Origin of the sequence: Brevundimonas sp. TWP3-1-2b1 (assembly GCF_049896165.1) — a bacterium.
In the GTDB taxonomy this organism is placed as follows: domain Bacteria; phylum Pseudomonadota; class Alphaproteobacteria; order Caulobacterales; family Caulobacteraceae; genus Brevundimonas; species Brevundimonas subvibrioides_B.
Window position 1 is genome coordinate 24,362 of the sequence record NZ_JAFCTT010000006.1, and the last position, 12,243, is coordinate 36,604.

The following is a 12,243-nucleotide window of genomic DNA, read 5'->3' on the forward strand; positions in this document are numbered from 1 at the left end:
GGGTCGGACGACCTCCACAGGCGCGTTCGGCGGCAATGAGACCACACAGGCCCCTGTGGCCTGTGCGCCGCAGCCTCATTCACGATCAGCAACCGAACCCAACCGGAGCCGTTGCGGACGCAACATTAACCGAGATTGGGAGACCTTCTTGAACAGGATCATCACTCTGGCTGCGGCCGCATCCCTGCTGGCGCTGGCCGCTTGCAACCGCGACACCGAGACCGTGCCGGCCGCCGATGCCGCGGCCGCGAGCGCCGACGCGATGTCCGCCGACAGCGCGGGGTCGGACGCATCGACAGGCGCGCCAGCCGGCTCTTCCAGCACGACGACCAGCATCAACGCCGCATCGGAAACAATGGCGCCCGCAGAGTCCAGCATGGCCAGCCCGACCGGAGCCGATGTCGGTCCGGTCACCGATGAGACCCGCGCCAATGCCCAGACGGCGGCGGAAGAAACGAATCTCCATCCCAGGCCGCCGACGAACTGACCGACCGGACATGAAAAAGGGGCGGAGCCGCGAAGGCCCCGCCCCTGTTCTCTTGCCTGCAACCCGCCTTATGCGGCGCCGTCGGCGGCCTTTTTCTTCTCGGCGTAGATCAGCAGAGGCTGGGCCTTGCCCTCGATGACCTCGGCATTGACGACGACTTCCTCGACGCCTTCGAAGGTCGGAAGTTCGAACATCGTCTCCAGCAGGATGCCTTCCAGGATGGAACGCAGGCCACGGGCGCCGGTCTTGCGGGTGATGGCCTTCTTGGCGATCGCATTCAGCGCGTCGTCGGTGAAGGTCAGGGCCACGTTCTCCATCTCGAACAGGCGCTTGTACTGTTTGACCAAGGCGTTCTTCGGCTCGGTCAGGATGGTGACGAGGGCTTCCTCGTCGAGGTCCTCCAGCGTCGCCAGGACGGGCAGACGGCCGATGAACTCCGGGATCAGGCCGAAACGCATCAGATCATCCGGCTCGACACCCTTGAGGATGTCGCCCGTGCGGCGTTCATCGACGTTCGACACCTTGGCGCCGAAGCCGATCGAGGCCCCTGCCCCGCGGGCAGAGATCACCTTTTCCAGGCCGGCGAAGGCGCCGCCGACGATGAACAGGATGTTGGCGGTGTCGACCTGCAGGAACTCCTGCTGCGGATGTTTGCGGCCGCCTTGCGGAGGCACGGAGGCGACGGTGCCTTCCATGATCTTCAGCAGGGCCTGCTGCACGCCCTCGCCCGAGACGTCGCGGGTGATCGAGGGGTTGTCAGACTTGCGCGAAATCTTGTCGATTTCGTCGATGTAGACGATGCCGCGCTGAGCCCGCTCGACATTGTAGTCGGAGGCCTGGAGCAGCTTGAGGATGATGTTTTCGACGTCCTCACCCACATAACCGGCCTCGGTCAGGGTCGTGGCGTCGGCCATGGTGAAGGGCACGTCGATGATGCGGGCCAGGGTTTGGGCCAGCAGCGTCTTGCCGGAGCCCGTGGGGCCGATCAGCATGATGTTCGACTTGGCCAGCTCGACGTCGTTGTTCTTCGTCGCGTGGTTCAGGCGCTTGTAGTGGTTGTGGACCGCGACGCTCAGCACCTTCTTGGCGTGGCTCTGGCCGATCACATAGTCGTCGAGGACTTCGCGGATTTCCTTGGGCGTGGGCACGCCATCCTTGGATTTGACGAAACCAATTTTGTGCTCTTCACGGATGATATCCATGCACAGCTCGACGCATTCATCGCAGATGAACACGGTGGGTCCGGCGATGAGCTTGCGCACCTCATGCTGGCTCTTGCCGCAGAACGAGCAGTAGAGCGTACTTTTGGCGTCGGTGCCGGCTGCTTTGGTCATAGACCCTTCTCACTCTCGCGCCGCTCTGGGAGACGGACGCGCTTTCCTCGCGTTGATTCCACCACTATGGACGCGAAGATATTCAAAAAATGACAATCAACCATCCGCACGCTCGCCACAACCCCGCCGAAGACCGGCGAAGCGCGACTGACGTGGACTGTTCAGGCTGGATGGAGATCACGGCGAATGGGTGACATGGGCGCCACGGGCGGCTTTCGCCAGTCCGAGGATCGCTCGCGACCCATCGTCGCGTTCGATTTCGACGGCACGCTGACGGTTCGCGACAGCTTCACCCAGTTCCTGCGCTGGCGGGCCGGGTCGCGCGGCTGGGCCCTGGGACTGGTCAGGATGGCCCGGGCCACAGCGGCCTATGCACGGGATCGCGACCGGGGCGCCATCAAGGCCGCCTCGGTGAAGGTCTTTCTCAAGGGCGTCACCCGCACCGAGCTGGAAGCAGATGCCGCCCTCTTCGCTGATCACGCCTGGGACCAATTCATGCGACCGGACGCGCTGAGGGTCTGGGAAGACTGGGGTCGCCAAGGCGCCCATCGCGTGATCGTGACCGCCTCGCCGGAGATCACCGTGGCTCCGTTCGCCCGGCGACTGGGGGCGGAGGGCCTGCTGGGCACTCACCTGACCTTCGACGACCAGGACCGGGTCACCGGCGCCTTCTCGAGCCCCAACTGCCGCGGCGAGGAAAAGGTGCGTCGTCTGCAGGAGGCGTTCGGGCCGGATCTGAAGCTGACGGCCGCCTATGGCGATACCTCGGGCGACACCGAGATGCTGGCGATCGCAGAACAGCCGGGCTTCCGCGTGTTTACCGGACGACCGGCGCGCCGTTAGTTGCCGTCTGCATCGACGTCGAAGACGACGACCTTGCCGCGCGAGGTGGGGTCCCAGCCGGCGGCGATCGCCGAGGCGATGGCGTTCTTGACGCTCTCCAGATTGATGCGCTGGCGCTCGAAGTTCGGGGTGCCGTTGGCGCGCATCACCATCGGAAACATGACGATGGCCTCGCGCTGGGCGTCAACGAGCTTAAGGGCGATGCCGACGCCGTCCCAGTTGTTGCCGGTGGTCCGCTGCGGCTGGCGCCGGACTTCCCATTCGTAGTCTTCGCCGTCGACCTGGACGACGCCTTTGAGATCGCGCGTGTGCTGCATCGGGCGCTGATAGCACAAACGAAAAGGGCGCGCCGATCCCGGCGCGCCCTTCTCTGTTCATTCGTCCGAATGGATCAGACGGTCTTGATGCCGTCCGCCTCGGCCTCGCTGCGCTTGTCGTAGACGTGGTCGACGATGCCCCAGGCCTTCGACTCCTCGGCGGTCATGAAGTGGTCGCGGTCCAGGGTGCGCTCGACCTCCTCATAGGTCCGGCCCGTGTGGTGGACGTAGATTTCGTTCAGGCGGCGCTTGGTGGCGATGATGTCCTCGGCGTGGCGCTCGATGTCCGAGGCCGTGCCGCGGAAGCCGCCCGAGGGCTGGTGGACCATGACGCGGGCGTTCGGCAGGGCGATACGCTGGCCCGCCTCGCCGGCCGTCAGGATCAGGGAGCCGGCCGAGGCCGCCATCCCCATGACCACCGTCGAGACCGGCGACTTGATGTATTGCATGGTGTCGTAGATCGCGAGCGCCGAGGTCACCTGACCACCGGGACTGTTGATGTACATGCTGATTTCCTTCTTCGGGTTCTCCGATTCCAGGAACAGCAGCTGGGCGCAGATCAGGCTGGCCATGCTGTCCTCGAACGGGCCGGTCAGGAAGATGATCCGTTCGCGCAGCAGGCGGGAGAAGATGTCGAAGGCGCGCTCGCCTCTACTGGACTGCTCCACCACCATGGGGACGAGGTTCGAGGAGATGTAGTCGATCGGGTCGCGCATGAGGTCTCGCTGAATGCTGGGGCCCGCGACTCACGTCGGTCGCGGTTCCGTCCTCATATTGCGGTCCGGTGCAAGCGATACAAGCCGGGGGGGAACCGAAACGGTCACCCGGACGCGACGATCAGGCTGGTCGGGTCATCGTCGCCCCGTCAGTCGCCGGTCGCATCGTCCGCTTCCTCGGCCCGCGCCATGGCGCCCGCGATCCTGCCGACCTGTGCGGAGGCGCTCAGGACACTGAGATCGGCGGCGTAGAGCTGGCGCAGATAGGTCAGGTCCCAGTCCGTCAGACCGGAGACGCCGGCCGGGTCCTGGAACAGGTTCAGCACGGTCTCGAACCCAGCCACATCGGCCTGGGCGTCGACCTGGGCCAAGGCGACCATGGCGATGTAGTCGCCGAGCTGTCCGACATCGACCGTGCCGATGCGGTTCACATCGACGACGACCATGACCTGGAATATGGCGTTGATGTCCTGACTGCGCAGGCGACCCGCGCCGTCGATGCGGCGGATCGGCGCGTCTTCCGAATCTGGCGTTCGAACGGTGACTTCTCCGGTCCGTGCGTCGAGCGGCACGGTCAGCATCCACCAGCGAACCGGGGCGTCGGAGGTACGGAAGACGTTCAGGGCGCGATAGGTCAGCGAGGTTCCGGCGATGCCGGTGATATAGGCTTTCGGGCGGGCCTCGATGAGGCTGCTGGCCATGGCGGCGCCGTCGTCGGCCCCGACGATGATCATATTGGCCTTGCAGCCCGGCTCCCCCGCTTGAAGCCCCAATTCGATCACCCGGTCGGCGATACGGTCGGCCAGGGCCTGCGCCACATCCTGCTGCATGTTCACGACGCCGGGGCAGATCGGGTCCGTCGTGCGCCAGCGGGCGATGCCGCGCCGGGGCGGCGTGACCAGAATCTCGTTGGTGAAGGCGCGGGCCGCGTCGTAGGCGGTGCGGCGTTGGCCCTCGACTTCGATGGTCGACAGAGTGGTCGATTCGTCCTGAGGCGCGGCCTGGACGCCTGAGGCCGGAGAAGCAGCCTGCGCCCCGGCGAGCATAAGCGCGATCGAAAGAACCGAAACCAGCATGTCAACCCACTACCCAAACGCGAAAAGACAAGGCTAACCGCCCGTCAGGCGAGTGGCAAGCCTCAGCCTTCGTCTTCGTCCTTGAGCAGCTCGTCCTTGGTGATCGGGGTGTCTGTCACCTTGGCCTGGCCGAAGATCAGGTCGACGACCTTTTCCTCATAGATCGGGGCGCGCATCTGGGCGGCAGCGTTCGGGTTCTGGCGATAGAAGTCCAGGACCTGGCGCTCCTGGCCACGGTAGTTGCGGGCCTCGGCCATGATGGCGTTGTTCAGTTCCTGATCGGTGACGCCGATATTGTTGGCCCTGCCGATCTCGGCAAGCACCAGACCCAGACGCACGCGGCGTTCGGCGATCTTGCGGTACTCTTCCCTGAGCTTCTTGTCGGATTTCTTGGCGTCCTCTTCCGGCAGGTTTCCGGCGGCCTTGTCGGCCTCGACCTGCTGCCAGATGCCTTCGAACTCGGCCTCGACCATCTTGGGCGGCAGCTCGAAGCTATGGGCGGTGTCCAGCTGGTCCAGTAGGGCGCGCTTGAGCTTGTAGCGGGCGGCGCCGGCGTATTGCTGGTTCAGGTTCTGGCGCAGCAGATCCTTCAGCTTGTCCAGCGACTCCAGGCCGATGCGCTTGGCGAACTCTTCATCGACCGTGGCTTCGACCTCAGCCTTGATGGCCTTCACCTTGATGTCGAAGGTGGCCAGTTTGCCGGCCAGATTGGCCGCCTGATAGTCGGCCGGGAAGGTGACTTCGATCGTTTTCTCGTCGCCGACCTTGGCGCCCTTCAGTTGCTCTTCGAAGCCGGGGATGAAGCGGTTCGAACCGATCACCAGGTCGGCGTCTTCGGCGGTCCCGCCGTCGAAAGCCACGCCGTCCAGCTTGCCGAGGTAGTCAATGGTGACCTGGTCGCCGTCGGCGGCCTTCACGGTCTTGCCCTTCTTGTCCTCGTAGGACTTGGCCTGGCCGGCCAGTTCCTTCAGCGCCTCGTCCAGATCCTCGTCGGAGGCCTCGTAGACGGGACGGTCCAGCTTCAGGGTCTTGGGATCGATCGGAGTGAAGTCGGGCATGACTTCCAGGGCCATTTCGAAGGCCAGGTCGTCGGAACCGGCCAGGACCTTTTCCATGTCCGAGGTCAGTTTCATGTCGGCGGGAGCGGCCGGGCGCACCTTGATCTCTTCAAGGGCGGCCTGGCTCGACGCGTTGATGGCGTCGTTGACGATCTCGCCCATCATGTCGCGACCGAACGTCTTCTTGACGTGCGACGCGGGCACCTTGCCGGGACGGAAGCCCTTCAGCTTCATCTTCGGGGCCATCTCGGCCAGTTTGGCGTCCAGCTTGGCGTTCAGTTCGGCGACCGGCACGGTCACGGTGATGATGCGGCTCAGGCCTTCGGTGGTGTTCTGGACGACTTGCATGGGACGAATCTGACGCTCTGGAGCGGCGCCGAGCATCGGCGCGCGCAAAGATGGGGAAAAGCAGAAAGGGCCGCCCCATCCGGAGCGGCGCCTCGCAGCCCGCCCTTATGTCGAGATGGACCCAAAAGGTCAACGCGGAGGCGGTTTCACCAGACACACAGGCTCGCTATGTCGGTGGAATGACCCACTCCGCTTCTCTGTCCCCCTCCCCCATCGGCGTGTTCGTGACCCCAGTCACGCCGCTGCAGCAGAACTGCACCACCGTCTGGTGCACGGCGACGATGCGGGCCGCGGTGATCGATCCGGGCGGCTCGGTCGATACGGTGATGGCCGAGGTGGCCCGACGCGGCCTGGCGCTGGAGCAGATCTGGATCACCCACGGCCACCTCGACCACGCGGCGGGCGCGGCGGAGATGGCCGAGAAGTCCGGCGCCCCGATTATCGGGCCGCATCCCGAGGATCAGTTCTGGATCGCCGACCTGCCCGAGCAGGGTCAGCGCTGGGGCATTCCTGATGCGCGGACCTTCACCCCGACCCGCTGGCTGGGCGACGCCGACACTGTGACGCTGGGCGAGACGACCTGGGAGGTCGCCCATTGCCCGGGCCACACGCCGGGGCATGTGATCTTCTTCAATCGGGCGGCGCGATTCGCCCAGGTCGGCGACGTCCTGTTCAAGGGCTCGGTCGGCCGCACCGACTTTCCGCGCAGCGACCCGAACGCCCTGATCCGGTCGGTGGTGACGAAGCTGTGGCCGCTGGGCGATGACGTCACCTTCGTGCCCGGCCACGGCGCGATCTCGACCTTCGGGGAGGAGCGCCGGACCAATCCGTTCGTGTCCGATGCGGCGGTCGCCCGGACGCCGCTGGTCCGGGAGCCGGTCGGTCCGGCCTGACGCCTCAGCGGCGCAGCAACAGGCCGATCAGCACGCCGACGCCGAGGGCGTAGACCGTCGCCTTCAACGGCTTTTCCTCGATCCTGGTGCGGGCGACGACGGTCCGTTCGCGGGCCCAGTTGCGGCCGGCCTCGATATCCGAGCGAACCGCCTCGCGCAGGCCCTGCTCACGGGCGAAGGTGCGCGCCTCGGCATCGGCCATCCAGCGATCGCCTGCGCGATCGAGGCGAACGCGTTGATCATCGGCGTCGTCGAGGATGTCTTCGGCGCTGAGATTGGTCAGATTGATGTCGGTCATGGCGAACTCCTGCCGGGCTTGTGATCAGGTCGATTGAACCCGGGCGACGGTCGGCGGTTCCGTCTTGTGAAGCCCAATCCGGGCCGCGAGATCACACCATGACCGACCCCACCCCCCAGCCCGAGATCACCCCGCCGATGACGCCGTCGCCGCAACCGGAAATCGATCCGGCGGGTACGCCAGACGAGGTGCCGCCACAGCCCGGCGACAACGACGGAGAGGTCGAAAGACCAGGCGCAGACTGATTCGGAGACTGTTGAAATGCCGAGCCTTCGGAACCGGCGCCGAGCTTCGGGGTTCTCATCTGCGAGCGAAAGCATGACAGTCGAAAGGGAGCCTCACATGGCCCAAGGACAGCCCACCCGTCCCTCCGGTGTCTCCAAACGAGGCTTTGCCTCGATGGACCCCGAGCGGCAGCGCGAGATCGCCCGCAAGGGCGGAGCCAGCGTCCCCAGCGAGAAGCGCAGCTTCTCTCAGGACCGCAGCCTGGCCGCACAGGCCGGCCGCAAGGGGGGCGAGGCCTCCCACGGCTCGCGTCGTCCCGGCGATCTCGACGAGGCTGAAGGCCAGGCCGACTAGGTCGGGCCGAAGGTGAAGCAGAGAGGGCGGCCGGTGCGAACCGGCCGCCCTTTTTGTTTGCCGGGCCCATTCCGCAGTCTCGGCCGATGCGTTTCGGGGTTTTGTCGGTCCGTCTGGACGAAAAAACACCCTGACGAAACGGCCGACCCGGACGAAATCCGCGCTCACCCTCTCCGCGAACCGCGATCCCGAACATTACACCCGCGCCGGACCAGGGCGCGCTCGCGGCTGGTGGAGGCCCGCTGCGACTGCCCAGATCGGAATTTCGACGTCGAACAGAAAAATTTGTTCGACGTCGTCCGGGCGTATTGCCAGCGCGCCGACCCCTGGTGGCGTATCAGGCCGCGAGCAGAACCAGGGCCACGGACGGATCAGGGCTCTGCTGGAAGGACACAACCCGCCAGCCCGCAGCCTCGGCCATCGCCGTCACGGAGGCCTCGGTGAACTTTCGTGAGCTCTCGGTATGGATGGTCTCGCCGGCGACGAACGGGATCATGGCCCCGCCGATATGGGCCTCGATGTCCCGCTCAGCGCGCAGGTGCATCTCCATCCGGGACCGTTCGAGGTTCCAGACCGCGACGTGCTCGAACCCGTCCAGATCGAAGTCGGCGCCCAGTTCGCGATTGGCGCGGACCAGCAGATTCATGTTGAAGGCCGCCGTCACGCCCTGGGCGTCGTCATAGGCGGCGACCAGCACAGCCGGATCCTTGACCAGATCGACGCCGAGGATGAACAGCGATGACGGGCCGAGGCGATCGCGCGCATTGGCCAGGAAGGCCACAGCCTGGTCCTCCTCCAGATTGCCGATCGTCGACCCCGGGAAGAAGCCGACGCGACGACCGCGGCCCAGTTCCGGCAGGGGCGCGAGGTTGAGGAAATCGCCGACCATCGGCGCCACCTCCATGTGCGGGTAGGCCTCGGCAATACTGGCGGCGGCGGCGTTCAGGGCGTCAGGGCTGATGTCGATAGGGACATAGGCCTGCAGCGTCGGCGCGGAATCCAGCAGGATGCGGGTCTTCTCGCTGGCCCCGGAGCCGAACTCGACGAGGACGGCGTTGTCGCCGAAATGCCCGGTCAGGCCCGGCGCCATCTCGCGCAGCAGGGCCGCCTCCTGACGCGTCGGATAGTATTCCGGCAGCCGGGTGATGTCCTCGAACAGTTCCGACCCGGTGGCATCGTAGAACCATTTGGGCGACACCGACTTTTCCGGCCGCGAGAGGCCAGCGACCAGTTCGGCCCGGAACCGTGCGGTCTCCAGGTCTTCGATGCGCGCGCGTTCGCCCGCCGGGGCGTCGGACGCCAGTCTCAAACCCATGAAGGCCCACCTTTGACGCGGATAGAAGAAGTTGCGGTATGTGGCCCGCGTGTGCCCCGGCGGCGTGGCGAACGCGCCGCCCCGCAGGACCCGCTGGTTGGCCATGAACTTGCCGTTGTACTCCGACGCCGTGCCCTCGGTGGGCCTGAAGCCGGGATAGGGTGAATAGGCGCTGGAGGTGTGCTGCCACACCTCGCCGAACAGGTTGGAGAAGACGTCCGGCGCGGTCGCCACCGCGCTTTCCCACTCCGCCTCGGTCGGCAGACGTTTGCCGGTCCAGTGGGCGAAGGCGTCGGCCTCATAGGCGCTGATGTGCCGCACCGGAACCTCGGGATCGACCGGCGCGCGCCCGGCGAGACCCAGGACGGTCCATTCGCCGGCGTCCTGACGCCAGTAGAGCGGCGCGTCCCAGCCCTCGGTCTTCACCACCGCCCAGCCGTCGGCCAGCCACAGTTCGGGCCGCCGGTAGCCGCCATCGGCCATGAATGCCAGCCACTGGCCATTTGTGACCAGGTCATGATCCAGCAGGAAGGGCTCCAGCCATGCCCGGTGACGCGGTCCTTCGTTGTCGAACGCGAAGCCCGACCCATCATGCCCTATGTCGACGAGCCCGCCCTCGAACCGGGTCTGACCGCCCCGCCCCGGCTGCAGCGGCCCGCCAGGCCGTGGTTCGACGTCGTAGGCTGCCGGATCGAGCGGCGAACGCGACATCAGGTTCAGCAGGTCCATCAGGAACAGCTCCTGATGCTGCTGATCGTGATGCAGGCCCAGAACGAACAGATACTCTTCCAGACCCTCGAAGCCGCGCCCGATCCGGTCGGCGATGCGCCGGTCGATCTCGGCGCGATAGGCCAGGACCTCGTCCAGCGACGGCCGGGTCATCAGGCCGCGCTCGTGGCGTTCGACCCGCCGCCCCAGGCTCTCGTAGTAGGAGTTGAACAGTTGCTGCAGCTGCCGATCAACCGGCTCATAGCCCGGCTTGGCCGCCAGGATCATCGCCTCGAAGAACCAGCTCGTGTGGGCCAGGTGCCATTTGCCGGGACTGGCGTCCGGCATCGACTGCGCGGCCAGATCCTCGGCAGACAGACCCTCGGCCAGAGCGGGCATCGCAGCGCGCACCTCCCGAAAGCGAAGCAGAAAGTCAGCCTCAACAGGGACGATCCGGGGTAAAGAATTCATCGGACGTTGCTCCGCGCGGCGCTGGACAAACCGCCGGTTCATCCCAACCTACGTAAACACGGCCGTTCTGGTTTCGTTGCCGAGGAAAATGACGGTGCGCGCCCCGCACCGTCACCTTCACATGCTCAGCGGACCGGCTTGCCGCCATGCTTGGCGTATTCCAGCCGCGCGATGGTGCGATTGTGCACCTCGTCCGGGCCATCGGCGAGGCGCAGGGTGCGGACGCCAGCGTACATCTCGGCCAGGGGCGTGTCGCCCGAGACGCCTGCGCCGCCGAAGGCCTGGATGGCGTCGTCGATGATCTGCAGCGCCATCTTGGGCGCCGCGACCTTGATCTGGGCGATCTCGGACTTGGCGTTCTTGGCTCCGCCGTTGTCCATCATCCAGGCGGCCTTCAGGACCATCAGGCGGCACATTTCGATATTGGTGCGCGCCTCGCCGACCCGTTGCTCCCACACCGAATGCTCGGCCAGCTGCTTTTTGAAGGCGGTGCGGTTCAGCAGCCGCTCGCACATCAGCTCCAGCGCCTTTTCCGCCGCGCCGATGACGCGCATGCAGTGGTGGATACGGCCCGGCCCGAGGCGGCCCTGGGCGATCTCGAAGCCCCTGCCCTCGCCGGCGATCAGGTTTTCGACCGGCACCCGGACGTTGTCGAGCACGACCTCGGCATGGCCGATCGGACGCTCGTCATAGCCGAACACGGTCAGCATCCGCTCGATGCGGAAGCCGGGGGTATTGGTCGGCACCAGAATCTGGGACTGCTGCTGGTGGGTTGCGGCGCCCGTGTCGGTCTTGCCCATCACGATGGAGATGGCGACGTTCGGGTGACCCATGTTGGTCGACCACCATTTGCGGCCGTTGATCACATACTCATCGCCGTCGCGGACGATCGAGGTCTGGATGTTGGTCGCGTCCGAGGAGGCCACGGCCGGCTCGGTCATCAGGAAGGCGGAGCGGATCTCGCCGGCCATCAGGGGCTTGAGCCAGCGATCCTGCTGGGCCGCGTTCCCGTACATATGGAGCACCTCCATATTGCCGGTGTCCGGGGCGTTGCAGTTGAACACCTCGGGCGTCCACAGGCCCGCGCGGCCCATGGCCTCGGCCAGGGGGGCATATTCCAGGTTGGTCAGGCCCGCACCGTGGTCCCCCGGAAGGAACATGTTCCACAGGCCCGCCTCACGCGCCTCGGCCTTCAAGGCCTCCATGGTCGGTGACTGGACGGTGTGGTCGCTATGAACGTCGGCCCAGTAGTCGGCGGCGCGCGGCGCCACCTTGTCGTCGAGGAACCGCGTGACCCGCTCCTGCCAGTGCAGGGCCCGGTCCGAGTGCTTGAAATCCATGGATGTCGTCCTTCCCGATATGCGAACGGCGCGATCCGCAGGACCGCGCCGTTCTGGCGTATAGCTTTTGTTAGCCGACCACTAGCGCTTCAGCAGCGGGGCCAGCTTCTGGGCGATCATCATGTCGCCGGCGATCTTCAGCTTGCCCTGCATGAAGGCCATCATCGGGTCCAGCTTGCCGTCCGACAGGGCCATGAAGTCGTCCCAGGTCATGGAGACGGTGGCGTCGGCGGGCTTGTCCTCGTTGGTGACGGTGTTCGGGACCGAGGCGCCGTCGATGAAGATCCTGCCCACGTCGCCCAGGTCGATCTTCACGGTCTTGCCCAGACCGGAGTTGTCGCCGACGGCGCCGCGGATGTGTTCGGTCACTTGAGCCAGATCGGCCATGGAGGGTCTCCCTGAGAATGTGGAGCCGAAGCCCTATCCCTCCATAGGCCGCCTCACAAGATCACGTCGGGGA

Annotated in this window: 14 protein-coding genes; 4 read left to right on the forward strand and 10 right to left on the reverse strand. The window is 65.8% G+C overall.

All coding sequences use genetic code 11. The annotated features are described in order from the left end of the window. Positions 1–75: 75 nt before the first annotated feature. Positions 76–414, reverse strand: coding sequence for a hypothetical protein (locus tag ACP7AB_RS07150; protein WP_425989741.1), 339 nt, complete (start codon positions 412–414; stop codon positions 76–78). A gap of 141 nt (positions 415–555) precedes the next feature. Next, entirely contained in the window at positions 556–1,821 is a 1,266-nt protein-coding gene (gene clpX / locus ACP7AB_RS07155; protein ID WP_425989739.1) for an ATP-dependent Clp protease ATP-binding subunit ClpX, read from the reverse strand. A 186-nt stretch (positions 1,822–2,007) separates the two neighbouring features. Here clpX and ACP7AB_RS07160 point away from each other — a divergent pair, with 186 nt between their 5' ends. Further along, entirely contained in the window at positions 2,008–2,664 is a 657-nt protein-coding gene (locus ACP7AB_RS07160) for an HAD-IB family hydrolase (protein ID WP_425989737.1), read from the forward strand. On the opposite strand, the gene ACP7AB_RS07165 is transcribed toward ACP7AB_RS07160, so the two are convergent. From ACP7AB_RS07165 to tig, 4 genes are all read right to left on the reverse strand, one after another. Further along, entirely contained in the window at positions 2,661–2,981 is a 321-nt protein-coding gene (locus ACP7AB_RS07165; RefSeq protein WP_303694958.1) for a hypothetical protein, read from the reverse strand. The genes ACP7AB_RS07160 and ACP7AB_RS07165 overlap by 4 nt on opposite strands. A gap of 74 nt (positions 2,982–3,055) precedes the next feature. Next, positions 3,056–3,697: an ATP-dependent Clp protease proteolytic subunit gene (locus ACP7AB_RS07170; RefSeq protein WP_303694957.1), complete on the reverse strand. Its 642-nt coding sequence runs from the start codon at positions 3,695–3,697 to the stop codon at positions 3,056–3,058. A gap of 149 nt (positions 3,698–3,846) precedes the next feature. Next, a complete protein-coding gene (locus tag ACP7AB_RS07175; protein WP_425989735.1) occupies positions 3,847–4,773 on the reverse strand; it encodes a hypothetical protein in 927 nt (308 codons plus the stop codon). A gap of 62 nt (positions 4,774–4,835) precedes the next feature. After that, positions 4,836–6,179 (reverse strand): trigger factor, encoded by a 1,344-nt coding sequence (gene tig / locus ACP7AB_RS07180; RefSeq protein ID WP_425989733.1) that lies wholly within the window; start codon positions 6,177–6,179, stop codon positions 4,836–4,838. A 179-nt stretch (positions 6,180–6,358) separates the two neighbouring features. Here tig and ACP7AB_RS07185 point away from each other — a divergent pair, with 179 nt between their 5' ends. Further along, positions 6,359–7,072 carry an MBL fold metallo-hydrolase gene (locus tag ACP7AB_RS07185; protein ID WP_425989731.1) on the forward strand — a complete coding sequence of 238 codons (714 nt, stop codon included), beginning with the start codon at positions 6,359–6,361 and terminating at the stop codon, positions 7,070–7,072. Positions 7,073–7,076: 4 nt separating this feature from the next. On the opposite strand, the gene ACP7AB_RS07190 is transcribed toward ACP7AB_RS07185, so the two are convergent. Continuing rightward, positions 7,077–7,370, reverse strand: a complete 294-nt coding sequence (locus ACP7AB_RS07190; RefSeq protein WP_425989730.1) for a hypothetical protein — start codon at positions 7,368–7,370, stop codon at positions 7,077–7,079. A gap of 98 nt (positions 7,371–7,468) precedes the next feature. Here ACP7AB_RS07190 and ACP7AB_RS07195 point away from each other — a divergent pair, with 98 nt between their 5' ends. Beyond that, positions 7,469–7,615, forward strand: a complete 147-nt coding sequence (locus ACP7AB_RS07195) for a hypothetical protein (protein WP_425989728.1) — start codon at positions 7,469–7,471, stop codon at positions 7,613–7,615. Between the two features lie 97 nt (positions 7,616–7,712). After that, entirely contained in the window at positions 7,713–7,949 is a 237-nt protein-coding gene (locus ACP7AB_RS07200; RefSeq protein WP_425989726.1) for a general stress protein, read from the forward strand. Positions 7,950–8,286: 337 nt separating this feature from the next. On the opposite strand, the gene egtB is transcribed toward ACP7AB_RS07200, so the two are convergent. The 3 genes from egtB to ACP7AB_RS07215 form a co-directional block, all read right to left on the reverse strand. Further along, positions 8,287–10,443 carry an ergothioneine biosynthesis protein EgtB gene (gene egtB / locus ACP7AB_RS07205; protein WP_425989724.1) on the reverse strand — a complete coding sequence of 719 codons (2,157 nt, stop codon included), beginning with the start codon at positions 10,441–10,443 and terminating at the stop codon, positions 8,287–8,289. A 125-nt stretch (positions 10,444–10,568) separates the two neighbouring features. Continuing rightward, entirely contained in the window at positions 10,569–11,783 is a 1,215-nt protein-coding gene (locus ACP7AB_RS07210) for an acyl-CoA dehydrogenase family protein (protein ID WP_425989722.1), read from the reverse strand. 81 nt (positions 11,784–11,864) lie between these two features. Then, positions 11,865–12,170 carry an SCP2 sterol-binding domain-containing protein gene (locus ACP7AB_RS07215; protein WP_303694948.1) on the reverse strand — a complete coding sequence of 102 codons (306 nt, stop codon included), beginning with the start codon at positions 12,168–12,170 and terminating at the stop codon, positions 11,865–11,867. Positions 12,171–12,243 lie beyond the last annotated feature (73 nt).

Excerpts from the sequence above, each read along its gene's own strand:
- clpX (WP_425989739.1), bottom strand. The coding sequence starts at position 1,821 with ATGACCAAAGCAGCCGGCACCGACGCCAAAAGTACGCTCTACTGCTCG.
- ACP7AB_RS07160 (WP_425989737.1), top strand. The coding sequence starts at position 2,008 with ATGGGTGACATGGGCGCCACGGGCGGCTTTCGCCAGTCCGAGGATCGC.
- ACP7AB_RS07165 (WP_303694958.1), bottom strand. The coding sequence starts at position 2,981 with ATGCAGCACACGCGCGATCTCAAAGGCGTCGTCCAGGTCGACGGCGAA.
- ACP7AB_RS07170 (WP_303694957.1), bottom strand. The coding sequence starts at position 3,697 with ATGCGCGACCCGATCGACTACATCTCCTCGAACCTCGTCCCCATGGTG.
- ACP7AB_RS07175 (WP_425989735.1), bottom strand. The coding sequence starts at position 4,773 with ATGCTGGTTTCGGTTCTTTCGATCGCGCTTATGCTCGCCGGGGCGCAG.
- tig (WP_425989733.1), bottom strand. The coding sequence starts at position 6,179 with ATGCAAGTCGTCCAGAACACCACCGAAGGCCTGAGCCGCATCATCACC.
- ACP7AB_RS07185 (WP_425989731.1), top strand. The coding sequence starts at position 6,359 with ATGACCCACTCCGCTTCTCTGTCCCCCTCCCCCATCGGCGTGTTCGTG.
- ACP7AB_RS07190 (WP_425989730.1), bottom strand. The coding sequence starts at position 7,370 with ATGACCGACATCAATCTGACCAATCTCAGCGCCGAAGACATCCTCGAC.
- ACP7AB_RS07195 (WP_425989728.1), top strand. The coding sequence starts at position 7,469 with ATGACCGACCCCACCCCCCAGCCCGAGATCACCCCGCCGATGACGCCG.
- ACP7AB_RS07200 (WP_425989726.1), top strand. The coding sequence starts at position 7,713 with ATGGCCCAAGGACAGCCCACCCGTCCCTCCGGTGTCTCCAAACGAGGC.
- egtB (WP_425989724.1), bottom strand. The coding sequence starts at position 10,443 with ATGAATTCTTTACCCCGGATCGTCCCTGTTGAGGCTGACTTTCTGCTT.
- ACP7AB_RS07210 (WP_425989722.1), bottom strand. The coding sequence starts at position 11,783 with ATGGATTTCAAGCACTCGGACCGGGCCCTGCACTGGCAGGAGCGGGTC.
- ACP7AB_RS07215 (WP_303694948.1), bottom strand. The coding sequence starts at position 12,170 with ATGGCCGATCTGGCTCAAGTGACCGAACACATCCGCGGCGCCGTCGGC.